This is a genomic window from Prescottella soli, from assembly GCF_040024445.1.
GTDB classification, from domain to species: domain Bacteria; phylum Actinomycetota; class Actinomycetes; order Mycobacteriales; family Mycobacteriaceae; genus Prescottella; species Prescottella soli.
The window spans coordinates 4,772,681-4,797,406 of the sequence record NZ_CP157276.1 but is presented as its reverse complement, the minus strand read 5'-3'; the positions used below and the strand labels follow the sequence as shown (position 1 = coordinate 4,797,406).

The 24,726-nt window shown below is 69.5% G+C and carries 28 protein-coding genes, 1 tRNA gene and 2 pseudogenes; 14 read left to right on the top strand and 17 right to left on the bottom strand.

Going from position 1 to position 24,726, the window contains the following annotated elements; all coding sequences use genetic code 11:
• Positions 1–12 precede the first annotated feature (12 nt).
• Positions 13–774, top strand: a complete 762-nt coding sequence (locus tag ABI214_RS22305) for an SDR family oxidoreductase (RefSeq protein ID WP_348604634.1) — start codon at positions 13–15, stop codon at positions 772–774.
• A gap of 6 nt (positions 775–780) precedes the next feature.
• Here the strand turns inward: ABI214_RS22305 and ABI214_RS22300 are convergent, their stop codons facing one another.
• Entirely contained in the window at positions 781–1,074 is a 294-nt protein-coding gene (locus tag ABI214_RS22300) for a MoaD/ThiS family protein (RefSeq protein ID WP_348604633.1), read from the bottom strand.
• The gene (moaA, locus tag ABI214_RS22295) at positions 1,067–2,161 is read right to left on the bottom strand and encodes a GTP 3',8-cyclase MoaA (RefSeq protein ID WP_348604632.1); all 1,095 of its coding nucleotides are present in this window, start codon (positions 2,159–2,161) and stop codon (positions 1,067–1,069) included. Before moaA ends, ABI214_RS22300 begins: the two co-directional genes overlap by 8 nt.
• Positions 2,162–2,222: 61 nt before the next feature.
• Between moaA and ABI214_RS22290 the strand changes: the two genes are divergently transcribed.
• The 4 genes from ABI214_RS22290 to ABI214_RS22275 all read left to right on the top strand — a co-directional run bounded on the left by ABI214_RS22290 (position 2,223) and on the right by ABI214_RS22275 (position 6,527).
• Positions 2,223–3,440, top strand: a complete 1,218-nt coding sequence (locus ABI214_RS22290) for a molybdopterin molybdotransferase MoeA (protein ID WP_348604631.1) — start codon at positions 2,223–2,225, stop codon at positions 3,438–3,440.
• A 56-nt stretch (positions 3,441–3,496) separates the two neighbouring features.
• Positions 3,497–4,447 (top strand): bifunctional molybdenum cofactor biosynthesis protein MoaC/MoaB, encoded by a 951-nt coding sequence (gene moaCB / locus ABI214_RS22285; protein WP_408586519.1) that lies wholly within the window; start codon positions 3,497–3,499, stop codon positions 4,445–4,447.
• Positions 4,440–4,853 (top strand): molybdenum cofactor biosynthesis protein MoaE, encoded by a 414-nt coding sequence (locus tag ABI214_RS22280; protein WP_348604629.1) that lies wholly within the window; start codon positions 4,440–4,442, stop codon positions 4,851–4,853. Before moaCB ends, ABI214_RS22280 begins: the two co-directional genes overlap by 8 nt.
• A gap of 177 nt (positions 4,854–5,030) precedes the next feature.
• Positions 5,031–6,527, top strand: coding sequence for a DEAD/DEAH box helicase (locus ABI214_RS22275; RefSeq protein ID WP_348604628.1), 1,497 nt, complete (start codon positions 5,031–5,033; stop codon positions 6,525–6,527).
• A gap of 8 nt (positions 6,528–6,535) precedes the next feature.
• Here ABI214_RS22275 and bluB read toward each other — a convergent pair whose 3' ends face one another.
• Together bluB and ABI214_RS22265 are read right to left on the bottom strand one after the other, a co-directional pair.
• The gene (gene bluB, locus ABI214_RS22270; RefSeq protein ID WP_348604627.1) at positions 6,536–7,165 is read right to left on the bottom strand and encodes a 5,6-dimethylbenzimidazole synthase; all 630 of its coding nucleotides are present in this window, start codon (positions 7,163–7,165) and stop codon (positions 6,536–6,538) included.
• A 45-nt stretch (positions 7,166–7,210) separates the two neighbouring features.
• The gene (locus ABI214_RS22265) at positions 7,211–8,275 is read right to left on the bottom strand and encodes a CobW family GTP-binding protein (RefSeq protein WP_348604626.1); all 1,065 of its coding nucleotides are present in this window, start codon (positions 8,273–8,275) and stop codon (positions 7,211–7,213) included.
• 106 nt (positions 8,276–8,381) lie between these two features.
• On the opposite strand from ABI214_RS22265, the gene ABI214_RS22260 reads away from it, so the two are divergent.
• Positions 8,382–9,119, top strand: coding sequence for a (2Fe-2S)-binding protein (locus tag ABI214_RS22260; protein ID WP_348604625.1), 738 nt, complete (start codon positions 8,382–8,384; stop codon positions 9,117–9,119).
• A 65-nt stretch (positions 9,120–9,184) separates the two neighbouring features.
• On the opposite strand, the gene ABI214_RS22255 is transcribed toward ABI214_RS22260, so the two are convergent.
• Both ABI214_RS22255 and ABI214_RS22250 read right to left on the bottom strand, forming a co-directional pair.
• Positions 9,185–10,357, bottom strand: coding sequence for a lipase family protein (locus ABI214_RS22255; RefSeq protein WP_348604623.1), 1,173 nt, complete (start codon positions 10,355–10,357; stop codon positions 9,185–9,187).
• 182 nt (positions 10,358–10,539) lie between these two features.
• Positions 10,540–11,166, bottom strand: a complete 627-nt coding sequence (locus tag ABI214_RS22250; RefSeq protein ID WP_348604622.1) for a TetR/AcrR family transcriptional regulator — start codon at positions 11,164–11,166, stop codon at positions 10,540–10,542.
• Positions 11,167–11,402: 236 nt separating this feature from the next.
• Between ABI214_RS22250 and ABI214_RS22245 the strand changes: the two genes are divergently transcribed.
• Together ABI214_RS22245 and ABI214_RS22240 are read left to right on the top strand one after the other, a co-directional pair.
• Positions 11,403–11,699, top strand: a complete 297-nt coding sequence (locus tag ABI214_RS22245; RefSeq protein ID WP_348604621.1) for an antibiotic biosynthesis monooxygenase family protein — start codon at positions 11,403–11,405, stop codon at positions 11,697–11,699.
• 71 nt (positions 11,700–11,770) lie between these two features.
• Entirely contained in the window at positions 11,771–12,232 is a 462-nt protein-coding gene (locus ABI214_RS22240; protein WP_348611925.1) for a GNAT family N-acetyltransferase, read from the top strand.
• A gap of 77 nt (positions 12,233–12,309) precedes the next feature.
• Here ABI214_RS22240 and ABI214_RS22235 read toward each other — a convergent pair.
• The 3 genes from ABI214_RS22235 to ABI214_RS22225 form a co-directional block, all read right to left on the bottom strand.
• Positions 12,310–12,382 (bottom strand) — tRNA-Ala (locus tag ABI214_RS22235).
• Positions 12,383–12,526: 144 nt separating this feature from the next.
• Positions 12,527–13,276, bottom strand: a complete 750-nt coding sequence (locus tag ABI214_RS22230) for a DsbA family protein (RefSeq protein ID WP_348604619.1) — start codon at positions 13,274–13,276, stop codon at positions 12,527–12,529.
• A gap of 86 nt (positions 13,277–13,362) precedes the next feature.
• Entirely contained in the window at positions 13,363–13,851 is a 489-nt protein-coding gene (locus ABI214_RS22225) for a DoxX family protein (protein ID WP_348604618.1), read from the bottom strand.
• Positions 13,852–13,954: 103 nt separating this feature from the next.
• Here ABI214_RS22225 and ABI214_RS22220 point away from each other — a divergent pair, with 103 nt between their 5' ends.
• Entirely contained in the window at positions 13,955–14,656 is a 702-nt protein-coding gene (locus tag ABI214_RS22220) for a VIT1/CCC1 transporter family protein (protein WP_348611922.1), read from the top strand.
• 45 nt (positions 14,657–14,701) lie between these two features.
• Here the strand turns inward: ABI214_RS22220 and ABI214_RS22215 are convergent.
• From ABI214_RS22215 to ABI214_RS22195, 5 genes and pseudogenes are all read right to left on the bottom strand, one after another.
• Positions 14,702–15,889, bottom strand: a pseudogene (locus tag ABI214_RS22215) (MFS transporter); the annotation flags it as partial.
• Between the two features lie 35 nt (positions 15,890–15,924).
• The gene (pgm, locus tag ABI214_RS22210; protein ID WP_348611919.1) at positions 15,925–17,562 is read right to left on the bottom strand and encodes a phosphoglucomutase (alpha-D-glucose-1,6-bisphosphate-dependent); all 1,638 of its coding nucleotides are present in this window, start codon (positions 17,560–17,562) and stop codon (positions 15,925–15,927) included.
• Between the two features lie 81 nt (positions 17,563–17,643).
• Positions 17,644–17,988 (bottom strand): fluoride efflux transporter CrcB, encoded by a 345-nt coding sequence (gene crcB, locus ABI214_RS22205; RefSeq protein WP_348604617.1) that lies wholly within the window; start codon positions 17,986–17,988, stop codon positions 17,644–17,646.
• Positions 17,985–18,350 carry a fluoride efflux transporter FluC gene (locus ABI214_RS22200; RefSeq protein WP_348604616.1) on the bottom strand — a complete coding sequence of 122 codons (366 nt, stop codon included), beginning with the start codon at positions 18,348–18,350 and terminating at the stop codon, positions 17,985–17,987. The genes crcB and ABI214_RS22200 overlap by 4 nt, the downstream gene beginning before the upstream one ends.
• Before the next feature lie 29 nt (positions 18,351–18,379).
• Complete coding sequence (locus ABI214_RS22195) at positions 18,380–18,982, bottom strand: helix-turn-helix domain-containing protein (RefSeq protein ID WP_348604615.1); 603 nt, start codon at positions 18,980–18,982, stop codon at positions 18,380–18,382.
• A gap of 269 nt (positions 18,983–19,251) precedes the next feature.
• On the opposite strand from ABI214_RS22195, the gene ABI214_RS22190 reads away from it, so the two are divergent.
• Genes ABI214_RS22190 through ABI214_RS22180 form a run of 3 tightly spaced genes read left to right on the top strand, consistent with a single transcriptional unit; the run spans position 19,252 to position 21,167 of the window.
• Positions 19,252–19,656, top strand: coding sequence for an ArsR/SmtB family transcription factor (locus ABI214_RS22190; RefSeq protein WP_348604614.1), 405 nt, complete (start codon positions 19,252–19,254; stop codon positions 19,654–19,656).
• On the top strand, positions 19,653–20,750 hold the full coding sequence (arsB, locus tag ABI214_RS22185) for an ACR3 family arsenite efflux transporter (protein ID WP_348604613.1): 1,098 nt from the start codon (positions 19,653–19,655) through the stop codon (positions 20,748–20,750). Before ABI214_RS22190 ends, arsB begins: the two co-directional genes overlap by 4 nt.
• Before the next feature lie 3 nt (positions 20,751–20,753).
• The gene (locus tag ABI214_RS22180) at positions 20,754–21,167 is read left to right on the top strand and encodes an arsenate reductase ArsC (RefSeq protein ID WP_348604612.1); all 414 of its coding nucleotides are present in this window, start codon (positions 20,754–20,756) and stop codon (positions 21,165–21,167) included.
• A 55-nt stretch (positions 21,168–21,222) separates the two neighbouring features.
• Here the strand turns inward: ABI214_RS22180 and ABI214_RS22175 are convergent, their stop codons facing one another.
• Complete coding sequence (locus tag ABI214_RS22175; protein WP_348604610.1) at positions 21,223–21,708, bottom strand: ArsI/CadI family heavy metal resistance metalloenzyme; 486 nt, start codon at positions 21,706–21,708, stop codon at positions 21,223–21,225.
• A gap of 98 nt (positions 21,709–21,806) precedes the next feature.
• Here ABI214_RS22175 and ABI214_RS22170 point away from each other — a divergent pair, with 98 nt between their 5' ends.
• Together ABI214_RS22170 and ABI214_RS22165 are read left to right on the top strand one after the other, a co-directional pair.
• Positions 21,807–22,166 (top strand): Rv2640c family ArsR-like transcriptional regulator, encoded by a 360-nt coding sequence (locus ABI214_RS22170; protein ID WP_348604608.1) that lies wholly within the window; start codon positions 21,807–21,809, stop codon positions 22,164–22,166.
• A 78-nt stretch (positions 22,167–22,244) separates the two neighbouring features.
• Positions 22,245–22,796 carry a GNAT family N-acetyltransferase gene (locus ABI214_RS22165; RefSeq protein ID WP_348604607.1) on the top strand — a complete coding sequence of 184 codons (552 nt, stop codon included), beginning with the start codon at positions 22,245–22,247 and terminating at the stop codon, positions 22,794–22,796.
• On the opposite strand, the gene ABI214_RS22160 is transcribed toward ABI214_RS22165, so the two are convergent.
• On the bottom strand, positions 22,793–23,227 hold the full coding sequence (locus ABI214_RS22160; RefSeq protein ID WP_348604606.1) for a GyrI-like domain-containing protein: 435 nt from the start codon (positions 23,225–23,227) through the stop codon (positions 22,793–22,795). The genes ABI214_RS22165 and ABI214_RS22160 overlap by 4 nt on opposite strands.
• Positions 23,228–23,253: 26 nt before the next feature.
• Positions 23,254–24,450 (bottom strand): annotated as a pseudogene (locus ABI214_RS22155) (alpha/beta fold hydrolase); the annotation flags it as partial.
• Positions 24,451–24,726: the final 276 nt, after the last annotated feature.

Below are 24,726 nucleotides of genomic sequence, written 5' to 3'. Positions count from 1 at the left end.
CAGGGGGACGCTATGACGACATATCTGGTTGCAGGCGGGACGGGGGTCGCGGGCCGGGCTGTGGTGGCCGAACTGGTGCGGCGCGGAGCCTCGGTGCGCGTCCTCAGCCGCCGCGGCGGCGCCAGCGACGGCACCCGGCACGTGGTCGGCGACCTGGTGAGCGGAGACGGACTCGCCGCGGCACTGGACGGCGTCGACATCGTCATCGACACCACCGACGGCAAGACACGACGCGCCCGTGACGTTTTCAGCTTGGGCGCGAGGAACCTGCTGTCGGCGGCCGCGGCGGCGGGCGTCTCGCACGCGGTCCTGCTGTCCATCGTCAACGTCGACCGCGGGCGGTTCACGTACTACCGGGCCAAGACCCGCCAGGAGCGGCTCTACCGGGACGCGCCGCTGCCGACTCGCATCGTGCGGGCGACGCAGTTCCACGAGTTCGTCCCCATGATCTGCGCGCCCTTCGCCCGGATCGGGATCGTTCCCGCCTTCACCTACACCCGGTTCCAGCCGATCGACACCTCCGACGTGGCCCGGGCACTCGTCGACGCGGCGGAGCAGGGGCCCTCGACCGAGCCGACCGTCGTGGGCGGCCCCGAGGTCCTCACGATGCGCGAGATGGCCACCGCGTGGAAGGCCGCCACGGGCACGCGCGGCCGGGTGACGGACATCCGCATCCCGGGCTACATGGGCGAATTCTGGCGCAACGGCTGGAACCTGGTTCCGGACAAGACGTTCGGCACCGTCACGTTCGAGCAGTGGCTGGCGCGGCGCTGACCCGGCTCACCCGCCCGCGAACGGCGGCAGGACGTCCACCTGCGCGCCGACCGGACAGGCCACGTCGCGGGTGAGCTCGGAGTCGACGAGGTAGGCCGCCACCCCGAGGATCTTCTCCATGCGTTCGCCGTAGCGGTCGGCGAGCGCCGCCTGCAGATCCGCGAGATCGGCACCCGCCGGCAACGAGAGCGTCTCCTCCGTCCGGTCGGCGGCCTCAGCCGCCGCCGCGAAGTAGCGCACCTCGACGGTGCACACCGACTCGCGGACCGATACCCCGGACGTCCCCGACACCTCAGCCACCGATCGCTCCCATACTGCGTTGCGGGGGAACGAATCCCGCCGCGTTGATGCCGTGCCCGGCCCACTTGTTCCACATCGCGGCCCGCCACAGCTGCGCGAGCTCCTCGTCGCCGGCCCCGGTCCGCAGCGCGCCGCGCAGATCCACCTCGCGGTCACTGAACAGGCACGACCGGACGGTCCCCTCCGCGGTGAGGCGGGTGCGGTCGCAGTCCGCGCAGAACGAGCGGGTCACCGACGCGATGATCCCCACCGTCGCGGGACCGCCGTTGACCAGCCACTCCTCGGCGGGCGCGGACGGGTCCTCCCGGCCCACCTCGCGCAGCTCGAAGCGGCGCCCGAGCACGTCGAGCAGGCTTCGCGCGTCCACCATGTTCTCGCGGGCCCACTCGTGGTCGGCGTCGAGCGGCATCTGCTCGATGAACCGCAGCCCGCAGCCCGCCTCGAGGCACCACTGCAGCAGATCGGCCGCCCCGTCGAGCGTTTCGGACATCAACACCGCGTTGATCTTCAGCGGTGCGAGCCCGGCGCCCTGCGCGGCCCGGATCCCGGCGAGCACCGAGTCCAGGCGGTCGCGACGAGTGAGCTCGGCGAAGTGGTGCCGGTCGATCGTGTCCAGCGAGACGTTGACCCGGGACAGCCCGGCGCGGGCGAGCGCGTCGGCGCGGTGTTCGAGACCGACCGCGTTGGTGGTCATCGACAGCGGGGTCCCCGGCACGGCCGCCGCGCAGCCGGCGACGATGGTCTCGAGATCGCGGCGCATCAGCGGCTCGCCACCGGTGAACCGGACCTCCCGGACCCCCAGCCGGTGCACCGCGATGCCGACCAGCCGGACGATCTCGGCGGCGGTCAGCAACTGCTGCGACGGAATCGCCGGCAGCCCCTCGGCCGGCATGCAGTACGTGCAACGCAGCGAGCATTTCTCGGTGATCGACACCCGCAGATCCCGGGCGATCCGCCCGAAACCGTCCACCAGTTCGGGCACATCGGGGCGTCCGTCCACGGAAGGCACCGTCGGGGCGCTCGACGCCGACGGCACCGCGGGAATGCCCACGTCCACCACCGTTCGCGTTCGCGTCGCCGTCACCATCCCCCAAGTATGCCGCCGTCCCGGCTCCCGGGTGCAGCGAAGATGCCTAGGATTGGCACTCATGGCACAGGCGCAGCGGCACTCAGGCCAGGGAAGCACCGCACGATCCGTCGCGGACCACGCCGCCGACGTGACCGAACTGCTCGGCCCACTCCTGACCCGGCCGTCCGAGACCGTCCGACTCGACGACGCGCTGGGCCGGGTCCTGTCGTACGACGTCTCCTCCCCCCTCGACCTGCCGCTGTTCCGGAACTCGCAGATGGACGGATTCGCGGTCGATGCCGCGTCGATCGGCTCCGTCCCCGCGACGCTGCCGATCGTGGCGATGGTGCCCGCCGGACCGGCCGAGCCGGCGCCGCACGTACCGGGGACCGCGGTGCGGATCATGACCGGGGCGGTGATGCCCGAGGGCGCGGATGCCGTTGTGCCGGTGGAGGACACCGAGGTGTCGGACGGGAAGGTGACGGTGCAGCGGTCGCGCGGCGTCGGCGACTTCGTCCGCGACCGCGGCAGCGACGTGCGCACCGGCATGCTGCTGCTGCCCGCCGGGACCGTGCTCGAGCCCCGCCACCTGGGGGTGTTGGCGGCGGTCGGGCTGAGTTCGGTGGCGGTGCGGACCCGCCCGCGGGTCGCGGTCCTCACGACGGGAGCCGAACTGGTCGACACGGGCACCACCCCGCGCCCCGGCCAGATCTACGACTCCAACGGACCCGCGCTGGCAGCGAGCCTGCGGGCCGACGGTGCCGAGGTCGCGGTCGTGGACCGTAGCAGCGACGAACCCGACGCCTTCCGCGCGGCGCTGCGGCGCGCGGTCGCGCGGGCCGAACTGGTGATCACGTCCGGTGGGGTCTCGATGGGCGACTACGAGGTGGTCAAGGACGTCCTCACCGAACTCGGCGCACGCTTCGGCCGGGTCGCGATGCAGCCGGGCGGGCCTCAGGGCCTGGCGCTGGTCGACGAGATCCCGGTCCTGACGTTCCCCGGGAACCCGGTCAGCACGATGGTGTCGTTCGAGGTGTTCCTGCGTCCGCTGCTGCGCCGGGCGGGCGGGCTGCCGCCGATCCCCCGCGAGGACGCCGTCCTCGCCCACGACGTCACGTCGGTGCCGGGCAAACGCCAGTTCCTGCGCGGCCGGCGCACCGACTCCGGTGTCGAGGTGGTCTCCGGTCCGGGCTCGCACCTCGTGGCGGCGCTGGCGTGGGCCGATGTCCTGATTGATCTGCCCACCGAGGTGACCTCCCTGGCGGCGGGCGAACGAGTGAAGGTGTGGCCCCTGTAGTGACCGAGTACAACACGAGCGAACTGAGCCACCTCGACGGCGAAGGCCGCGCCCGGATGGTGGACGTGAGCGCCAAGGCGGACACCACACGCGTCGCGGTCGCCGCCGGCGAACTGGTCACCACCCCGGAGGTGGTGGCGCTGGTCCGCGCCGACGACATGCCGAAGGCGGACGTCCTGGCGACCGCCCGGATCGCCGGCATCGCCGGGGCGAAGAAGACGTCCGAGCTGATCCCCCTGTGCCACCAGTTGGCGCTGTCCTCGGTGAAGGTCGAGTTCGGGTTCACGGAGTCGTCGATCACGATCGAGGCGACCGCGAAGACCAAGGGCCCCACCGGTGTCGAGATGGAGGCGCTGACCGCGGTCGCGGTGGCCGGACTCACCCTGCACGACATGGTCAAGGCCGTCGATCCGGCCGCGACGCTCGACGGTGTCCGACTGCTCACCAAGGAAGGCGGCAAGCGAGGCCTGTGGCGGCGCGACGAGCCGCATCGCGCCGAGGCTCCCGCGGCCGGCGGCCCCGAGGTCCGCCTCGGATCGGCGACCGTGCTGGTCGCGTCGACCGGCGGCGCCCGCGGCACCCGCCCGGACACCACCGGCCCGGCCATCGCCGAGTGGCTCACCGCCCGCGGTCACACCGTCCGCGGCCCGCTGGTCTACGCCGACGCCGACATCGCCGCCGGGCTCGCCGACGCGATGTCCGACGCCCCCGCTCTGGTGATCACGACGGGCGGGACGGGCGCCTCCCCCACCGACGCGACCCCGGAGGCGACGCGCGCGGTGCTGGACCGGGAGCTGCCCGGGATCTCGGAGGAGATGCGCCGACGCGGGACGAAGGTGACCCCCCACGCGTCGCTCAGTCGCGGGCTGGCGGGGTTGTCGGGCCGCACGCTGATCGTGAACCTGCCGGGCTCGCCGGGCGGGGTGAAGGACGGGCTGTCGGTGCTGGATCCGATCCTCGAGCACCTGCTCGCGCAGATCGCCGGCGGAGGTGTGCACGATGCGTGAACTGCTGGCAAGCATCTCGGCCGAGCCGCTCGATCCCGCGGCCGTCGACGCCGCGGTGTCCGGGCCCGAACACGGGGCCGTGGTCGTCTTCACCGGGGTCGTCCGCGACCACGACGGCGGCCGGTCGGTGTCGGCGCTCGAGTACCAGGCGCATCCGGACGCCGAAAGGTTCCTCCGCCAGTGCTGCGCGCAGGTGTCCGAGCGGACCGGGCTGCCCGTCGCCGCCGTGCACCGCGTGGGGCAACTCACGATCGGGGATCTGGCGCTGGTCGCGGCGGTCGCCGCACCGCATCGCGCGGAGGCGTTCGCGGCGTGCGCCGAGCTGGTCGAACGGATCAAGGCCGAGGTACCGATCTGGAAGCGTCAGCGGTTCACCACCGGGGTCTCCGAGTGGGTGGGCCTGTAGCCGACCGCGGCGCCCCAACGCGGTATGGTGGCAGCAACTGGACGCCCCTCGAAGGGCGTCCAGCGTCGTAGAACGCTTCATTTCTCGAGCATGTCTTGCGACGCTCGATCTTGCCCACCGGCAAAGTCGCCATCTTGTGCAGGCCGCGCGCCGGGGCATCTCCCGCCGCGGGCATGCATGACGTATGCCCGAAAGGCACCGAGAGTCTTGTCCACCAGCGTTACCTCCCCCTCCGTCGAATCCGCCTCCTTCGCGTCCCTGGGTGTTCCGGCCCCGATCGTCGCGGCACTGGCCGACGGCGGGATCACCGCACCGTTCCCCATCCAGCTCGACACCCTGCCCGACACCCTCGCGGGCCGGGACGTCCTCGGCCGCGGCAAGACCGGCAGCGGCAAGACTCTCGCCTTCTCGATTCCCCTCGCGGCCCGGTTGGCCGGCGGCAAGCGTCGCGCGCGCCGTCCCCGCGGGCTGGTCCTCGCGCCCACCCGCGAACTGGCGACGCAGATCACCGCGACCCTCGAACCGCTGGCGAAGGCCCTCGGTCTGCGGGTGACCACGATCTTCGGCGGCGTATCCCAGCACCGACAGGTGAACGCGCTCGAGTCCGGCGTCGACATCGTCGTCGCGTGCCCGGGCCGGCTCGAGGACCTGATGAAGCAGGGCTTCGTCACGCTCGACGATGTCGAGATCACGATCCTCGACGAGGCCGACCACATGGCCGACCTCGGGTTCCTGCCGGGCGTCACCCGCATCCTCGCGGCGACGCCGAAGGGCGGTCAGCGGCTGCTGTTCTCGGCGACGCTGGACAACGGCGTCGACAAGCTGGTCAAGCGCTTCCTGGAGAACCAGGTGCTGCATTCGGTGGACGAGGCGAACTCGCCGGTCGCCGCGATGACCCATCACGTGTTCGACGTCACCGGCGTGGACGTGAAGAAGGAGCTCGTGCACAAGCTGGCGTCGGGCCAGGGTCGACGGATCCTGTTCATGCGCACCAAGCATCAGGCCCGCAAGCTCGCCCGACAGCTCACCGAGGCCGGGATCCCGTCAGTGGATCTGCACGGCAACCTGTCGCAGAACGCGCGTGACCGGAACCTGGCCGCGTTCTCCGAGGGTTCGGCGCGTGTCCTGGTCGCCACCGACGTCGCGGCGCGCGGTGTCCACGTCGACGAGGTGGAACTCGTCGTGCACGTCGATCCGCCCGCCGAGCACAAGGCGTACCTGCACCGGTCGGGCCGCACCGCGCGGGCCGGCAGCGCCGGCGACGTCGTGACCATCGTGCTGCCGGACCAGCGCAAGGACCTGTCGGTGCTGATGCGCAAGGCCGCGATCAAGGTGACGCCGGTCCAGGTGACCGCCGAGTCCGAGCACGTGATCCGACTCGTCGGCGAGCCCGCGGCGCACGTCCCGCCGGCCCCGAAGCCGGAGAAGACCGAGGGCACCGGACGCCGCGGCGGGCAGCGCCCGGGCCGCGGCGCTCGGGGCGGTCAGGCCCGGCAGAACGGCCAGGGCCGACAGGAATCGCGCGGCAGCGGTCAGGGCCGCCAGGAGTCGCGCGGCAGCGGTCAGGGCCGCCAGGAGTCGCGCGGCAGCGGTCAGGGTTCGCGCGGCCGGGGCCCGCGGACCGAGGGACGCGCGGAGGGCGCGGGCGGCGGCTCACGCCGCCGCCGCGGCTGACCCTTCCCTCAGAAGCGCTCCCAGTGGATGGCGTCGGCGAGCTGCCGACGGTTCCGCCAGCCGAAGCGCTCGAGATCGGGCACCTCCTGGAACTGGTCGACCTTGCCGACGCACAGCCACGCGATCGGCCGCACCGGCGCGGGGATGCCGAGCAGTTCGGTGAGGTACTCCTCGTCGTAGAACGACACCCAGCCGACGCCGATGTTCTCGGCCGCCGCGGCGAGCCACAGGTTCTGGATCGCCAGCACCGCCGAGAACAGTCCGGTGTCGTCGATGGTGTGCCGGCCCAGGATGTTCTGGCCGCCGCGCGACGGGTCGTACGTGACGGCGATGCCCGTGCCACTCTCCCGGATGCCCTCGATCTTGATGGGGTCGAACGTCTTTCGACGGTCCTCCGGTAACGAGTCCGCGAAGGCCTTGCGGCGGCCGGCGACGTGCTGGGCGAAGGTGTCGAGGGTGTCGGGGTTGCGGACGACGATGAAGTCCCACGGCTGGGTGTTGCCGACGCTCGGCGCCGCGTGCGCCGCGCCGAGAACGCGCTGCAATGTTTCGTCCGGGATCAGTTCGCCGTTGAACTCGGCGCGGACGTCACGGCGTCGGCGGATGGCTTCGTACACGGAAACGAGAGATTCGGTCACGACTCCACGGTAGCCGCCGCGGAATTAGCGGCTGTCGGGGTCCGGTCAGGCGTCGACGGTGTAGCGGTGCACACCCATCATCATGTCGGCGTCCAGACCCTCCGCCTCGGGCACGGCGCAGGCGTCGAGCAGAGCGTCGATCGACTCGGGGTCCAGGTCGGTGCCGATGACGACGAGTTCCGTGCGGCGGCCCTCGCCCGCCTCCCATCGCTGCGGATGGAAGGCGATGTGGTCGCCCACCACCTGCAGCAGGAACTTGTGCTGATGCCCACGAACGCCGAAGTACACGTAGCCCTTGATCCGGTAGACGCCGGCGGGCTGCTTCTCGAGGAACGCGACGAGCCGCCGCGGGTGCATCGGCAGCTCCGCCGTGAACGTCACGCTCTGGTACATCGCGTGGATGTGGTCGTCGTGGTGCCCGCCGCACTCGCCGCACGTGTCGTCGGTGGCGGCGAGCAACTCGTCGAACGTCAGCTGCTCGCCGGGCTCCGGTCCGCGGCGCGGCCGGCGGTCGAACAGGAGGCCCGGGTCCACCCGCCCCTGTGTTGTGGAGACCACCGCGGCGCGCGGATTGATCCGGCACACGTCGCTGAGCAGGGTGTCGTGCTCGTCCTCGCCGATGCGGTCGGTCTTGTTGAGCACCACCAGGTCTGCGATCGCGACGTGCTGGTCGAGCTCCGGGTGCCGGTCCCGGCTGCTCTGGTACTCGGCCCCGTCGACGAGCATGACCAGTCCGCCGTAGGTGATGTACGGGTTCTCGCTGCCCAGGACGAGGCGAATCATGTTGCGCGGCTCCGCCAGACCACTCGCCTCGACGACGATGACGTCGATCTCCGAGGTGCGGTGCGCCAGCTTGTCGAGCATCTCGTCCATGTCGCTGACGTCCACGGCGCAGCACATGCAGCCGTTGCTGAGCGCCATCATCGAGTCGACCTGACCGGCGACCATCATCGAGTCGATGTTCACCGACCCGAAGTCGTTGACGATCACGCCGATCCGGGTGCCGCCGTTGTTGCGCAGCAGGTGGTTGAGCAGGGTCGTCTTCCCGGAACCGAGGAACCCGGCCACCACGACGACAGGGATCGACCGCGGACTCCGCTTCTTCGCCACCCCGACCTCCGCGCCGCCGACAACACCGACCGGCCATCGTACTAGCCTCGAGGCTGGATATTTTGACGGGATTGTGGGGAATTACGACCCCGGATCGAGGGAGGCGATGATCCGACAGCCACGAGACTGCCGCGCGTCCTCACCGACCGCGGTCGCCGAGACCTTCGCCGACCTGGCGACCGTCGGCCCGTACTTCACCGTCACCACCGGCGAGCCCGGCCCGGGACTCTGGCGCCCCACCGGACGCCTGTACGACGATGCGGAGACCCTCGCCACCGTCGTCACCCACGTGGGCGCGCAGATCGACACCGACGAGCAGCGGGTCGCCGCGTCGACGCTGCTCATGGGCTACGCCGCGCGGCTGTGGTCGGTCACGCTCGGCTCGATCGTGCGAGGGCGACTGCTCCCTGTGCTCGATCCCGAACATCTGTTGTGGCGCGAGGATCGGGGCCGAATCGACCTGCACCTGCGTGACCCCCGCGGCATGGAGGGCGGGGACATGACTGCGCTCGCGCGAGACATGGTGCTGGACCGACACCTCGTGCCCCTGATCGCCGCAATCCGAGCCGTCGCACCGATGTCGGATCTGGTGCTGTGGGGCGATGCGGCCTCGGCATTGATCGGCTCCGCTCGGATCCTCGACGGCAGGACTCACACCACGGCCATCACCGCCGCCGAGCGGATTCTCGCCGATCACCGCCTGACACACATGATCGAGTGGACAGATGCCGGCCACCGTCGCCGCAGTTGTTGCCTGTTCTACCGGACACCCGATGCCGGCTACTGCAGCGACTGCGTGCTGATCCCGCAGAGCGCCGACTCGCACCCCGACCAGCTCGGATGACGGTAGTACCGCAACGAATTACGTTGCGGTACTACCGTTTCCGACTCAGAGCTCGACGACTCCGACTAGCTCGAACCCGAGCACGAGCTACCGGTGCAGGGCTTCTGCCCCGCGAACAGCGCCGCGACGAACGGCGTGCTGTCCTTCTCCGACGCCGGCACGGTGCCGAGGTGATCGGTCGGGTAGGTGCGGAACGCGAAGTCGACACCGTTCACGGCGAGGTCGGCTGCCAGCTTGAAGGTCAGCGGCGCGGGGACGTCGACGTCCTGCAGGCCCTGGCCGATGAAGATCGGCTTGTCGTAGCCGCTCGTCGGCACCGTGAGGATGTTCCGCGCGGCACCGACGATCTCGTCGTCCAGCGGCTTCGACAGCAGCTGACCGATCGAGACGTCGGCGTACTTCGCCTTCGCGTCGGAGTAGCAGAGGTTGACCTCGACGTCGTCGAGGATGGTCCGGCCGAGCGGGGTCAGGTACGAGTTCACGTCGACGTCCGGAAGGGCCGCGCGCAGGCCGTCGAGCACGTTGGCGATGTAGACCGTGGTGCCCTTGAGTGGGAGCTTCGGGAACGCCGGGCCGCCCAGCGGGAGCAGGTTCTCGATGTTCGACGGCACTCCGGTCGCGACGGCGCCGCGATAGTCGAGCTCGGGGGCGTACCCGGTGGCCAACCGGGCGGTGAACATCGTCGCCTGGCCACCCTGCGACTGCCCCATCGCCACCCACTTGTCGGACAGCGACGGCTCGGTGGACCGGGCGGCGCGCACCATGTCGATCACGCTGTGCGCGGCCGAGCGGCCGTCGAGGTACGGGTGCACACCGGGCGTACCGAGGCCCACGTAGTCGGTTGCGACCACGGCGTAACCCTGGGACAACCAGTGCCCCAAGCTCTTCACCGTCCGGTCCAGCGGCGGCTTGGAGCTGGGCGCGCACTGATCGGCGACGCCCGTCGTGCCGTGCGCGTACGAGACGACGGGCCAACCGCCCTCGGGAGCGTTGCCTTCCGGGACGTAGACCACGCCGGTGCTGAGCATCGGCGCGTCCTGCGGCCCCTGCGACCAGTACGTCAGCAGCGACGCCTTCGCCACCCCCGGGAGCCAGCGGTCGGCCGGCAGCTCGCTGACCTGGGTCACCATCCCCGGAGCCTCGGTCGCGGGGGCAGCCGTCGCGGGCGCGGCGGCTGCCGCCACTGCCACAGCAGCAGCGCCCGCCGCCACCAGGAATGTCCGTAGTCGACTGGTCACGTGATTCTCCTCACTGTCGTTCCGTGCGCGAATCGCACACCGCGACACCGGAAACGACAGCTGGACGCGGAGTGCGCCAGGCCACTCTCGCGCCGGCACACAGACCTTAAAGTAGCCTTACCGACCGGTCAAGCAATTCGGGTCGAGCTATGCCCGCGATCGACTACTGGACAATCTGCGACCTAGACGCGAGTGCCGCGCCACCGCTCGACACGCGCGGCGAGTTCGTCGCGCAGCAACGCGAAGGCCTCATCGACCCGCTCGCGGTCACCGGTGCCGAGCAGGTCCAGCGACAGACCCCGCATCTGTGCGAGGAGGAGGGTCGCCGTCGGCGTGACCTGCCCGTCGGGGCACCCGGCTCCCCGCAGGCCGGCCTCGAGGGCGGACACCCACTGCCCGACGAACCGGTCGAGAAAGCGCTCGTACCGCTCAGGTTCGAGCACGGCCTGGACATAGATCTCGAGCATCACCCGGAACCGGCGCAGGACCGGCTCGGAGGTGCGATCTGCCCACCACGCCGTCAACAGTGCGAGCGGATCGTCTGCGGCGCCCGAGAGCAGGGCCGGCGGTATCGACTCGCGCCGCATGTTCTCGATGACCTCGGCGAGGAGATTCTCCTTGGTGCCGAAGTGATGCAGGAGCGACGCGTGCGACACCCCGATCTGCTTCGCGAGGGGGCGCATCGACAGCCCTGCAACGCCGTTCTCGATGACGTACTCGGTGATTGCGCTGAGAAGTTCGTCACGCCGGCCCGCGTAGCGCAGACTGCGCCCGTCAACCTGCATGTCCACTGGTTCGGAAGGCGGCACGCGCACCAGCGTACGCACCCGAATCCGGGACCCCGACGTCCCACTGAGCGGTCCTGCCGACCCGCCGACGTGCCTCACGCCACAAATTGCACTACAGTTCAAAAAGTTGCCCCTCCCCCCTGGGCAGCAACGGCGCTCACCCGGCGATTCCCCCCCCCTGCCCGGGTGAGCCGTCGGGTGGTGGCGTGTGAGATGACTCCACGCCACCACCTGGCACCGTCTGCGAGGATTCGCTGATGATCCTCGAGCACGCGCCTCTGCAGGTGAAGCCCGGACACACGGCCGAGTTCGAGTCGGCGTTCGGTCGGGCGAAGCAGATCATCGCCGGGATGCCCGGATTCCGGCGTCTCCGCCTGTCCCGCTGCGTCGAACGCCCCGACGCCTACCTTCTCCTCGTCGAGTGGGACACCCTCGAGGCGCACACCGAGGGGTTCCGGGGCTCGCCCGAGTACCAGGAGTGGCGCCGCCTGCTGCATCACTTCTACGACCCGTTCCCCACCGTCGAGCACTACGAGGACGTCGACTCCGTCTAGCGCCGCACGCAATCCCGTCGCCCGCGACGTCCGGTTCGGCCAGGATGGCTTCCGTGGAATCGGTCGTGATCATGAACGAAGCCGACGCGGGCGAACTGCTGACTCTGCAGCGCGCCGCGTACGTCACCGAGGCGCGGGCGCACGCCGACGCGCAGCTGCCGCCGCTGACGCAGTCGCTCGCGGATCTGGCGGCCGAACTGCGGGACCCCGACGTCCTCGCTCTGGGATTGCGTGGAGAACGCTCCCGGCTCGTCGCGGCGGTGCGCCTCCGTATCGACCCCGCTCACCCCCGCGAGGCCGAACTGGGGCGGTTGGTGGTGGTTCCGGACCTACAGGGCCGCGGGCTGGGGAGCCGGCTCCTGACGCTCGCCGAGCAGCGCGTGCCGGAGTCGGTGACGACGCTGCGACTGTTCACCGGGGAACACAGCGCCGCGAATCTCCGCCTCTACGCGAGGTTCGGCTACGTCGAGTCCCACCGCACCGCAACGCCGGGCGGCTACGACCTCGTCCATCTGGCCAAGGCCGTGCGCTGACGCCGAGGGCCACCTCGATGCGGACGTAGAAAAAACTCCGGGCCACGATCGGATGATCGTGGCCCGGAGTTTCGGAGTGGAGCTAAGGGGACTCGAACCCCTGACCCCCACACTGCCAGTGTGGTGCGCTACCAGCTGCGCCATAGCCCCGTGTTGAGTTGTTCTCTGCGCTTCCGGAGTGACTCCCTTGCGCTGAAAGAAAGTTACACCATCGCCGTCGCGGGCTACAAATCGCCTGGTCAGAGGCGTGAGGCCCGCCGGTGGCCGACCCGAAGGGCCGGCCACCGGGCGCTGTTACTGCGACACCTCGGACACCCAGCTGTCGTTGCCGAGGGCGTCGACCTCCTGGCCGTTGTGGATGACGGCCGGGGTGCCGGTCGCGCCGGACGCGGCAAGGGCCGCGCGACCGGTCTCGGCGTCCGCTGCTGCCTGCTGCATCCGCTCGCCGCTGGTGATGCAGTTGACGGTCGCCTCGTTGGCACCGGCGTCGCTCGCGAGCTTCGCGAGGTCCTCGTTCGACAGGTCGGACTTGCCGTTCTCGGGCGGCTGGTTGGCCGGGGAGAACAGCTCACCGTGGAACTTGGAGTAGGCGATCGCGTCGCCGCTCTGGGCGACGCACTGCGATGCGGCAACGGCACGGGTCGAGTAGTCGCCGCTGGCCGAGAGCCGGTTCAGGAAGTTGAGGATGTGGTACCGGACCGCGAGCTTGCCCTCGTCGATGGCCTGCGCCACCTCCTGGCCGTGCTTCTGCTCGAGCTGCGCGCAGTAGGGGCACATCGGGTCCTCGAACATGTCGATCGTGTTCGTCACGTCGGGAAGGCCGAGGCGCACCACACCGGCGTCCTCCATCGTCACCTGGACGGCCGAGTTCTGTACCGCGCCGTAGCCGGCGTTGCGCGGCTCGTCGTTGCTCTTCGTCAGCAAGACGCCGCCGATCACCAGTGCCGCGATCACCACGATCGCGAGACCGCCGATGATGTACGTGGCCTTGCTGGACGTCGGCTGGGGGTTGTACTTGACCGACTTCGGTTTCTTCGAACTCACTTCTCGTCCTTCGTCATGGGTGTGAGATCCGTTCGGAACTGACCGAAGTGCCTGTCACGTGACCGTGTCCAGGCACTACTCGGGCCTTACTCTGCCACCGCTGCCTGAGCGGGCACTGAGAACGGGGCGCGAGACCGCGGCCCGAGGGACAGCGGGCTGCGCGGGAAGATCACGAGCCACACCGCCAACGCCAGGAACCCGACATCTCGGGCGATCTCCCGCACGTAGTCCCAGGAGCCGACGTCGGCGGCGCCGCCTCCGCCGAAGCATCCGCAGTCGATCGACAGGCCGCGCGCCCACACCGAGATGATCACGCCGATCAGCACGAGCAGCATCGCGCTCGACGCGGCGGCCACCACGCGCACCCCGAGACCGATCACCAGGAACAGTCCGAGGGCGATCTCGAACATCGGCATCGTGTACGCCACCGGCCGCACCAGGTCCTCCGGCAGCAACTGATAGGCCCGGACGGCGACGACCGTCTGGGTGGGATCGATGAACTTGATCCACCCGGAGATCAGCCACACCGCGGCCAGGCCGAAGCGCGCGAGGAGGCTCACAATGCGTATCCACACGCCCCACACGGTACCGAACAGGTATGCCTGCGCTTTCTAGATCAATGACGTTTTCCCAGCTAGGTTCTGGTTCGTGAACGCTGCAACACCGGACATCGCCTCCATGCCGCACGACTTCGACCACACCCACTCCGACGTCTCGGGGGGCTGGCTGCGCGCGGCCGTGTTCGGCGCGATGGACGGACTGGTCACCAACACGTCGCTGATCGCCGGCGTCGGCGGCGCGGGCGTCGCGGCGCACACCGTCGTCCTCAGCGGCGTGGCCGGCCTGGTCGCGGGCGCGTTCTCGATGGCGCTCGGCGAGTACACCTCGGTCAAGACGTCCAACGAGCAGATCGACGCCGAGGTGCGGGTCGAGCGGCGGGCGCTTCGCACGCACCCCGAGGCGGAGGAAGCCGAACTGGTGGAGACCTTCACCTCGATGGGCATGAGTGCGCAGACCGCGACCGCCGCCGCGGCGGAGGTCCACGCGGACACCGAACGGGCCGTCGAGATCCACGTCACGCACGAGCTGGGCGTGAACCCCAACGAGAAGCCGTCCCCGGCGGTGGCCGCCGGGTCGTCGTTCGTGATGTTCGCGATCGGTGCGATCATCCCGCTGCTCCCCTACCTGCTGGGCTACGAGTCGCTCGTCGCCGGGCTCGCGGTGGGCGGCGCCGGTCTACTGCTCGCGGGCGCGCTCGCGGCGCACTTCACCGCCCAGTCCAAGATCCGCGGCGCCGCCAGGCAGCTGCTGTTCGGCGCGATCGCGGTCTGCGCCACCTATCTCGTGGGTGCGCTCATCGGCGTCGGGGTGCCCGGCTGAGTCGTCCGCGTCGGCGGTGCCGTCCGGGTGATCGCCGAGGCGGCCCTTGGGCGCGAAGATCCACAGCAGGGTCGGCAGCAGCATGATGACGCCGGTCACGGCCCACGCCGCCTCGAAGGACCACTTCTGCGCGACAACGCCCGCGACGAGCGGGCCGGCGAACGCGCCGACGTCGTTCATCATCTGGAACGACGCCAGCAGCGGGCCACCGCGCCGCTGGGACCCGATGACGTCGGCCACCGCCGCCTGCTGCGCCGGGCCCATGACACCCGAGCCCACGCCGCACACCGCCGTCGCGAGATAGAAGAGGACGATGTTGTCGGTCTGCCCCATCGCGATCGTGGCCGCCCCGCAGATCACCAGTCCGAGCAGGACGAACGGCTTGCGGCCGATGCGGTCGGACATCCGCCCGGACCGCATCAGGACCGCGGCGTTGCCGAGCGCGAACACGGTCAGCGCGATGGCCGCCGTCGCCTCGTCGCCGCCCAGGACCTCGACGACGAACAGTGGCACGAGCGAGATCCGGACACCGAAGATCACCCAGCCGGTCACGAGATTCGAGCCGAGCGACGCCCGGAACGTCGACGACCGCAGGCCCTCGCGCAGCGTCATCGTGCGCAGCCCGCTCTCCCCCTCGGGCTCGGCGAGATGCGACTTCCGGAGCGCGAAGTACACGACGGACGCGGCCACCAGCAGCGCGACGGCGTAGATCACGAACGGGATCCGCAGCCCGAACGTGGACAGCGCGCCGCCGAACAGCGGACCGGTGATGGTGCCGATGAGGAACGCCCCCGAGTACACGCCGGACACCCGACCCCGACCGCCCGGCGGCGACATGCGGATCAGCAGGCCCAGTGCCGAGACGGTGAACATCGTGGAGCCGATGCCGCCGAGCGCCCGGAAGACCAGCAACTGCCAATAGTCCTGCGCGAAGGCACACGCGCCCGTCGACATCGCGGTGATGAGCAGCCCGGACAGATAGGTGGGCCGCTCCCCCAGCTTCTGTACGAGGGCGCCGCTCATCGGCGCAAAGATCAGGCGCATGAGCGCGAACGCGCTGATCACGGCGCTGGCCGCGGTGAAGCCGACGTCGAAGCTGCGGGCGAACTGCGGCAGCGCGGGCGCCACGATGCCGAACCCGACGGCGACGATGAACGCCGACACGACGAGGACCCAGATTTCCTTGGGGAGTTTCGTGTCGGAGGCCGTCGTCGTGTCAGTCGTGTTTCTCATCGCCGACGAATGTATCGGCGACGCGCGGAACCGAATCAGGCAAGTCCCAGTGCGCGGGAGACGACGTCCTGCGCGGCGGCCTGAACCTCGGCGAGATGCTCAGGGCCACGGAAGGATTCGGCGTAGATCTTGTAGACATCCTCGGTGCCGGACGGCCGCGCCGCGAACCACGCGTTCTCCGTGACGACCTTGAGCCCGCCGATCGCGGCGCCGTTGCCGGGTGCCGTCGTCAGCGTCGCGGTGACCGGTTCGCCGGCCAGCTCGGTGGCAGTGACCTGCTCGGGCGAGAGCTTCGACAGGACGGCCTTCTGCTCGCGCGTCGCCGGCGCGTCGATCCGGGCGTACGCCGGATCGCCGTGCTGCCGGGTGAGCTCGCGGTACCGCTGGGACGGGCTCTGCCCGGTGACCGCGGTGATCTCGGCGGCCAGCAGCGCCAGCAGGATGCCGTCCTTGTCGGTGGTCCACACGCTGCCGTCGTGCCGCAGGAATGACGCCCCGGCGCTCTCCTCGCCACCGAAACCGAGGGATCCGCCCCGCAGCCCCGGCACGAACCACTTGAATCCGACCGGCACCTCCACGACGGGTCGACCCAGCCCGCCGGCGACACGGTCGATCATCGACGAGCTGACGAGGGTCTTGCCGACCTTCGTCGACGGAGACCACCCGGCGCGATAGGTGTAGAGGTAGTCGATCGCGACGGCCAGGTAGTGGTTCGGGTTCATGAGACCGCCGTCGGGGGTGACGATGCCGTGCCGGTCGGCGTCGGCGTCGTTACCGGTGGCGAGGTCGAACTTGTCGCGGGCCGCGATGAGCGACGCCATCGCGTACGGCGACGAGCAGTCCATGCGGATCTTGCCGTCGCCGTCGAGCGTCATGAACCGCCACGTCGCGTCCACGAGCGGGTTGACGACGGTGAGGTCGAGCCGGTGCCGTTCGGCGATCGCCGCCCAGTAGTCGACGGACGCGCCGCCGAGCGGGTCGGCGCCGACACGCAGCCCGGACGCGCGGATCGCGTCGAGGTCGAGCACGCTGGGCAGGTCGTCGACGTAGGCGGCGAGGAAGTCGTAGCGGCCGGCCGCGTCGAGCGCGCGCACGAGCGGCACCCGCGCGACACCGGAAAGCCCGGACCGCAGCAGGTCGTTGGCCCGATCCGCGATGACGGTGGTGGCGTCACTGTCGGCGGGACCGCCGTGCGGCGGATTGTACTTGAAGCCCCCGTCGCGCGGCGGGTTGTGGGACGGCGTGACGACGATACCGTCGGCCTGCCCGCTCGGTCCGGAGGCGTTGTGCCGCAGGATCGCATGGCTCACCGCGGGTGTGGGCGTGTACCCGTCACGCGAATCGATCACCACCGCAACACCGTTCGCGACCAGCACTTCGAGTGCCGTCGCCCACGCCGGCTCGGACAGCGCGTGCGTGTCGCGGCCGAGGAACAGTGGGCCCGTGATGCCCTGCGCGGAACGGTATTCGACGATGGCCTGCGTGGTCGCGAGGATGTGGGCCTCGTTGAACGCCGAGTCGAGACTCGAACCGCGGTGCCCGGACGTCCCGAACACCACCTGCTGCCGCGGGTCCGACGGATCGGGCGTGCGCGTGTAGTAGGCGGACACCAGGTGTGCCAGATCCTCCAGATCCTCCGGCCTTGCCACCTGTCCCGCACGTTCGTGCACCATCGACCCCTCCGCCTCCGTCACGCTGGAACTGCTTCCGTTCCATCGTGCCAGGGGTGGAAGCTACCTGCCGGTTCATCGGGCTCAGCCGGTGATCCGAAACCCCAACCAGGCGAAACCGATACCGACGATGAGGCTGCCGGTGACATACAGCGCGGACGTGACGGATCGACGCACCCGCGCGAGACCGGTGGCCTCGTTCGCGAACGTCGAATAGGTGGTCAGGCCGCCGCAGAAGCCGGTGCCGAGCAGCGCGAACACCGTGGCCGGCAACGTCGCCCCAGCGAGCAGTCCGAGGATCAGGCAGCCGATCACGTTCACCGCGAACGTCGGGACGGGAAAGCTTCCGTACGAGTGCAGGTGACGACCCGCGAGGTAGCGGACCGCGGCTCCGACGCCGCCGCCGAGCGCAACCCACAGCACGGTCACGCGGTCTCCCCCCGCCGGCGCGCGTGCAGGTACTCGCCGATGCCCATCCCGATGCGCGCCGCAACCAGTGCTGGCAGCAGTGTCGCGAGCACGTAGAGGACAGCCGACCCCGGGTTCTGCACGACGTCGACGGCGAACGTGGAGAAGGTCGTGAAGCCGCCCAGGACACCGACACCGAGGAAGAGGCGCCACAACCGGTCCGGGCCGACCATCGCCGCGAGCACGCCGAGGAGCAGGGACCCGACGATGTTGATCGCCGCGACAGTCCAGATTCCGGGGAACTCCCGGGACAGGAGGAAGCGGGCGCTCGCACCGATCGAGCCGCCGAGTGCCACCACGAGCAGCGCCCGACCCTCCACCATCACGTCCCTCCCGTCCGTCGCCGTCGCCGTCACCGCGCCGGGCGCGCGGGTCGCATCCGACCGCGCGACCCCGGCGTCCTCGCCCGCATGATCATCGCAGCGACGAAGTAGCGACACGGCGTTTGTCCGTCATTGGTGAAGCGGTGCGTGACGTCCGCCTCGAAGTACAACGTGTCACCCGCGTCGAGCATCCACGACCGATCCCCCACGTCGACGGTCAGTTCGCCGTCGACGACATGGACGAACTCGTGCGAGTTCGGCGCGTACGCGGGGAACTCACCGGCGTCGCAGCCGGCGGGCAGCACGATCTCCATCCATTCGAAGTTCACGCCCGGAACCACCGGCGTGAGGACCCGCCGGGTCCAGCCACCGTCCTCCTCCGCGACGTCGTGGTCGGCCGAGCGCCGAAGCACCGTGCGGTCCCGCTCGTCACCGGTGATCAGTGCGGCCAGGTCCACGCCCAGACCGCGCGCGATCCTGTCGAGCACGACGACGGTGGGCGCCTTGGCGCCGCGCTCGATCGCCGAGATCATGCTCACGCTCACGTCCGAGCGGGCGGCCGCCTCGGCCAGGGTCAGGTCCGCCGCACGCCGGGCCTGTTGTACGCGATCGCCGAGAGCCTCCAGATTCATATCCTCCATAGTAACGACACTTCAACCTCCATAGAGGAATCGAGAAGTGGTCATGCCGGGGCAGGTTTTCGCAAAACAACAACTCGCACAGATCAATTCAACCAGCGAGGGCCGAATTCCAGCCTCACGCACGTATGACACGTCGGCGATTGCCGCAGCCCGAGCCTCGAATGCCTTGCAGATCTGGGGCGCGGTTCAACAACTTCACCGTCCACAGTCCGGCGGCACCCGGCCTTGCACGCTACATTGATATCCGTCAATATCGACATATGTCGATACAAGCAGATCCTGGTGACGAATCCTGCTGCGCCCCGCTGGTGCGTGAACCGCTGACCGAGGACTGGGCCGACAACTTGGCCCGGATGTTCAAGGCGATCGGCGATCCGGTGCGGTTGCGGATGCTGAGCCTGATCGCCAGTCACGAGGGCGGGGAGAGCTGCGTGTGCGACATCTCCCCGGCGTTCGACCTGTCGCAGCCGACGATCTCCCATCACCTGAAGGTGCTGCGGGAGGCCGGTCTGCTCGACTGTGAGCGCCGCGGCACGTGGGTGTACTACCAGGTGATCCCGTCGGCACTGGCGCAGCTGTCGGCGGTGCTGTCGTCCGAATCCGGTGTCGTCCGGGGCTCGGCGTGCGTTCCGTTCGACGCCCCGACCGCGAAGGCGGCCCAGTGACGGAGACCGCCGCCGGCCCCCCTGCTGTCGTCGGCAAGCTCTCGCCGCTGGACCGGTTTCTGCCGGTGTGGATCGGTGTCGCGATGGTGGCCGGACTTCTCCTGGGCCGGATGATCCCCGGACTCGGGGACGCGCTCGGCACCATCGAACTCGACGGCATCTCGCTGCCGATCGCACTGGGCCTGCTGATCATGATGTACCCGGTGCTGGCCAAGGTTCGCTACGACCGACTCGACACCGTCACCGGCGACCGCAAACTACTCCTCGGATCCCTGGCGCTGAACTGGATTCTCGGGCCGGCGCTGATGTTCGCCCTCGCCTGGATCTTCCTGCCGGACCTGCCGGAGTACCGGACCGGACTGATCATCGTCGGCCTGGCCCGCTGCATCGCCATGGTCATCATCTGGAACGACCTCGCCTGCGGTGACCGCGAGGCTGCCGCCGTGTTGGTGGCGATCAACTCGGTGTTCCAGGTGGTGATGTTCGCCGTTCTCGGCTGGTTCTACCTCTCGGTGTTGCCCGGCTGGCTGGGCCTCGAGCAGACCACCATCGACACCTCGCCGTGGCAGATCGCGAAGTCGGTCCTGATCTTCCTGGGCATCCCGCTACTCGCCGGGTTCCTGACCCGGCACTTCGGGGAGAAGGCCAAGGGCCGCGCCTGGTACGAGGAGCGGTTCCTGCCGAGGATCGGCCCGTGGGCCCTCTACGGCCTGCTGTTCACGATCGTGATCCTGTTCGCGCTGCAGGGAGACCAGATCATCTCGCAGCCAATGGATGTGGTGCGGATTGCCATCCCGCTGCTCGCGTACTTCGCGATCATGTGGGGCGGTGGTTATCTGCTCGGCGCTGCGATGGGTCTCGGCTATGAGCGCACCACCACACTGGCGTTCACCGCGGCGGGAAACAACTTCGAGCTTGCGATCGCGGTCGCGATCGCCACCTACGGCGCCTCGTCCGGTCAGGCACTGGCCGGGGTCGTCGGCCCGCTGATCGAGGTGCCGGTGCTCGTCGCCCTGGTCTATGTCTCGCTCGCGCTGCGCAAGCGCTTCACCCGCCACGAGTCGCCGGCAGCGCCGGCGTCGAAGGAGTCCTGAACCATGACCACACCGAGCGTGTTGTTCGTCTGCGTCCACAACGCGGGCCGCTCCCAGATGGCCGCGGGGTTCCTCACCCACTTGGCCGGCGATCTCATCGAGGTCCGCTCGGCCGGTAGCGCACCGGCCGACGAGGTGAATCCTGCGGCGGTCGAGGCGATGGCCGAGGTCGGCATCGACATCTCGACCCAGTCCCCGAAGATTCTCACCGTCGATGCGGTGCAGGCGTCAGATGTGGTTATCACGATGGGCTGCGGTGACACTTGCCCGGTGTTCCCCGGAAAGTCCTACCGCGACTGGGTCCTCGACGACCCCGCCGGGCAGGGCGTCGACGCGGTCCGGCCGATCCGCGACGAGATCCGGGCCAAGGTCGCGGCGCTGATCGCCGAGCTGACCTCGCAACCCACCACCCCCTGACCGCAGACGACGATGTCGGCCGCCCCGCGGGGACGGCCGACATTCGTTCCGGTGTTCAGCAGCAGGTTGTTTCGGCGGCCTGTGCCTTCCCCTCCGTCGGCGCGGCGGTGCCGCAGCACACCCCGCCCTCGGAACCCTGCGGGCCCTCGAGGTGCTGCGGGGTCGACCCGAAAGTCTCCGAGTCAGCGAGGACCGCGTAGACCTCCCACTTCTCCCCGGCCGGTCCCGTGACCCACACCTTGTCCTGGGTGGCGAAGCAGCAGGTGGTGCCGATTTCCTCGTCCGTGAACAGCCCCTCGTCGGTCAGGCGCGCGATCTCCGCGTGCACCTTCTCCGACGATTCGACCTCCACACCGAGGTGGTTGATCGTGCCGCCCTTGCCCGGGTTTTCGAACAGGACCAGCTTCAGCGGCGGCTCGGCGATCGCGAAGTTCGCGTACCCGGGCTCGAGCTTCGCAGGCTCGGTGCCGAACAGCTTCGAGTAGAACGTGACCGCTTGCTGCAGGTCGTCGACGTTGAGTGCGAGTTGAGCGCGTGACATGAGATTCTCCACCTATGCGATATATGTCGAAGTTCTTTCGCCTACAGGGTGCCCCACCTTTTCGACATAAGTCAAGATAGTTCGGTAGCATTGTCGCCATGCCGAAAGCCTTGCCGGTCATCGACGTCAGCGCGCCCATCTGCTGCCCGCCGGTCTCCGCCGCGCCGATGAGCGACGACGCCGCACTCGAGGTTGCGCTGCGACTCAAGGCACTCGCCGATCCCGCCCGCATCAAGCTGATGTCGATCCTGCTCACCACCGATGCCGGCGAGGTCTGCACCTGCGACCTCGCCACAGGCGTCGAACTCGCGGAGTCGACGGTCAGCCACCACCTCAGCCAACTCCGCAAGGCGGGAATGGTCGAGTCGGAACGCCGCGGAATGAACGTCTACCACCGCGCCCGGAGCCAAGCCCTCGACGCACTACGCATGGTGCTCGACCCCAACTGCTGTCGCTGATCGCCACCGATAGCCTCCGGATTCGCGTGCTCTATAGTGGTGACACTTCGACCTCTATAGAAGAACTGCGAGGTAGTCATGCCGGAAGCCACCGTGCGTCCCGCCTGGCCCGCCGACCTTGTCGACATCGCGTCGATCTACGGGCACTACGTCGACGCCACCACCGTGACGCTGGACGAGACGCCGCCGGACAGCGTGGCGTGGAGCAATCGCTACTGGTCGCTGGCCGAGCGGGGACTGCCGTTCCTCGTCGCCGAGACGGACGGGCGGATCGCCGGATACGCGTACTGCTCGCCGTGGAAGACGCGGTCGGCCTACCGGTACTGCGTCGAGGAGTCGATCTACCTGGCACCCTGGGCCACCGGACGACGGATCGGCGGCGCACTGCTCGACCACACACTCGACGAGTGCGCCCGCGTCGGGATCCGTGACGTGATCGCCGTGCTGACATCCGAAACCGGTGCGCCCGAATCGAGTTCGTTCCACCTGCACCGGAGTCGACGCTTCGAGGTGGCGGGACGACTGAAGGGCGTCGGGTACAAGAACGCGACGTCGATCGACACGGTCATCATGCAGCGCGCGCTCGCCGACCACGAGCCGGCGGGGCCGGCAACCGGGCCCCGCGGCTAGCCCAGATCGAGATACAGGTCGTGGGCCGCGACGCCACCGGGACGGTATCCCACGTCGAGCTTGTGCACGCCGGCCCGCAGCCCGTTCACCTCGACCCAGCGATGCATCGCGCCGAAGGTGTCGGCGATCGTGGACTCGTCACCGAGGTGCCGATGATGCAGGTAGCGGCCGCCCGGTGCCTTCGCGATGCTCCACCCCTCCGGCAGCGACGCCGGCAGCGAGTCGACGACGACACCGAGGACCTCGCGGTAGTCGCCGTCACCAAGGTCCGTGCTGAACTCCACGAACACGTCGTCGGGACCGCTCAGCAGATCGCGGTGACGGGCGAAGACGCGTGCCCACGCCTGCGGCACCACGACGGCGAGCTCGGCGAACGGCGCCACCACCTCGATCCCGACGATCGTCGCCGCCGCCCGCTCCACGACCTGCACTGCAGCCTCCCCTCGATTCGACGGGCTCAGACCCGTTGCACCGCATCGTCGATGGCGGCCAGCTTCTCACTCAAGTGTGCCCCCACCGCGGCCACATAGGGTTCGTCGACGATCTGGATGTGGTCGCATCCGACACGGACGATCTCCAGGTTCTCCACCGCCTCTCCCCAACCGCCGTCCGGCTGGCGAGTCGCGAACGCGGGCTCGAGCGCGATCTGGTCGTCCAGGTACCGGTCCGCCATGTAGAGCACGACATCGCCGTCGTAGGTTTCGAGGTCGGTGGTGGGGATGGCCCGGTTGTCGAGCCACGACGTGCGCTGGTGCTCGATGATGCCGCCAGGGATCTTGGTACCGCTCAGCTCGAGCAGGTCCATGAGGATCTGGATCTGCTCCTCGTCGCTGCCGGCCGCCGCCAGCCTGTCGTACGGCAGGGGCGCGTCGAGGTTGTACGTCTTCTTCGCGAACGCCGCGTAACGCTGCCAGCGGGCCCGGATCTCGTCCGGGGTGTCCTCGACCTTCTCGCCGGGCATGACGGTGTCGATCAGGCCGACGATCCGGACGTCGGCGCCCTCCCGCCGGAGTTGTTTCGCCACCGCATACGCCAGCGCGCCGCCGAAGGACCAGCCGGCCAGCACGTACGGGCCGTCGCCCTGGATCTCACGCAGGATCGGCGCATACACTGCCGCCCTGTCCTTCAGCGGCCCCTCGACCCGCTCCAGTCCGTACATCGGCGTGTGCGCGGGCAGACGCTTGAGCAGCGGCTCGTACGCCACCGTCGACCCGCCCGCCGGATGGAACACGAACACCGGCACCGCATCCGAACCCTCGGCCCGCGGACGCAGCGTCCGCACCAGACCGTCGATCTTCAGACCGTCCTCGAGATGCTGACGCACCGTCTCCGCCAACTGCTCGACCGTCTCCGCGTCCAGCACGTCGTCCACGGTGATCTCGCCGCCGGCCCGCTCCGTCAGCCGCGCCGCCATCTTCTCGGCCGTCTCGTCGTCGAGAATCGGCAGCGTCGCGAAGATGCTCTTCGCCGACTTGCCCGTCACCACGGCCCACGTCGCGAACGTCAGACGCTCGGCCGCGTCACGCGGCGGCACGTCCGGGCCGGTGGACTGGACCGTGGCGCCCGCGGATTCGGGACGAGCCTCGGCCCGTGCCGCCGGCCGGGCCGGCGTGGACGCCGCAGGGACCGATTCCGGGACTGCCTCGCCGGACGAGACGACGGCCTCGAACAGCAGAGCGAAGCCCGCCGGATTGACGACGGGTGACGTCGCCAGATGATCTCGGCAGTGAATCTGAACCGAGGCCCCACCGAGGTGCGGCCGCACGCTCACATTGAGCGAACCGGTCGTCGGGAGGTCGGCATGCGTTCTGACCGCGGAGACCTGGGCATTCGGAAACACCTGGGCTGCAACCGCAGTGACGACGTCGTCGAAGCTCGACACCGTCGAGACCGGCAGTTCCCACGCGTAGCGCCCGTCCGAGAGCGCAAC

Coding starts and splice junctions, on each gene's coding strand:
- ABI214_RS22305 (WP_348604634.1), top strand. CDS start 13: ATGACGACATATCTGGTTGCAGGCGGGACGGGGGTCGCGGGCCGGGCT.
- moaA (WP_348604632.1), bottom strand. CDS start 2,161: ATGGTGACGGCGACGCGAACGCGAACGGTGGTGGACGTGGGCATTCCC.
- ABI214_RS22290 (WP_348604631.1), top strand. CDS start 2,223: ATGGCACAGGCGCAGCGGCACTCAGGCCAGGGAAGCACCGCACGATCC.
- moaCB (WP_408586519.1), top strand. CDS start 3,497: ATGGTGGACGTGAGCGCCAAGGCGGACACCACACGCGTCGCGGTCGCC.
- ABI214_RS22280 (WP_348604629.1), top strand. CDS start 4,440: ATGCGTGAACTGCTGGCAAGCATCTCGGCCGAGCCGCTCGATCCCGCG.
- ABI214_RS22275 (WP_348604628.1), top strand. CDS start 5,031: ATGACGTATGCCCGAAAGGCACCGAGAGTCTTGTCCACCAGCGTTACC.
- ABI214_RS22260 (WP_348604625.1), top strand. CDS start 8,382: ATGATCCGACAGCCACGAGACTGCCGCGCGTCCTCACCGACCGCGGTC.
- ABI214_RS22245 (WP_348604621.1), top strand. CDS start 11,403: ATGATCCTCGAGCACGCGCCTCTGCAGGTGAAGCCCGGACACACGGCC.
- ABI214_RS22240 (WP_348611925.1), top strand. CDS start 11,771: ATGAACGAAGCCGACGCGGGCGAACTGCTGACTCTGCAGCGCGCCGCG.
- ABI214_RS22220 (WP_348611922.1), top strand. CDS start 13,955: ATGCCGCACGACTTCGACCACACCCACTCCGACGTCTCGGGGGGCTGG.
- pgm (WP_348611919.1), bottom strand. CDS start 17,562: ATGGTGCACGAACGTGCGGGACAGGTGGCAAGGCCGGAGGATCTGGAG.
- ABI214_RS22200 (WP_348604616.1), bottom strand. CDS start 18,350: ATGGTGGAGGGTCGGGCGCTGCTCGTGGTGGCACTCGGCGGCTCGATC.
- ABI214_RS22195 (WP_348604615.1), bottom strand. CDS start 18,982: ATGAATCTGGAGGCTCTCGGCGATCGCGTACAACAGGCCCGGCGTGCG.
- ABI214_RS22190 (WP_348604614.1), top strand. CDS start 19,252: ATGTCGATACAAGCAGATCCTGGTGACGAATCCTGCTGCGCCCCGCTG.
- ABI214_RS22180 (WP_348604612.1), top strand. CDS start 20,754: ATGACCACACCGAGCGTGTTGTTCGTCTGCGTCCACAACGCGGGCCGC.
- ABI214_RS22175 (WP_348604610.1), bottom strand. CDS start 21,708: ATGTCACGCGCTCAACTCGCACTCAACGTCGACGACCTGCAGCAAGCG.
- ABI214_RS22170 (WP_348604608.1), top strand. CDS start 21,807: ATGCCGAAAGCCTTGCCGGTCATCGACGTCAGCGCGCCCATCTGCTGC.
- ABI214_RS22165 (WP_348604607.1), top strand. CDS start 22,245: ATGCCGGAAGCCACCGTGCGTCCCGCCTGGCCCGCCGACCTTGTCGAC.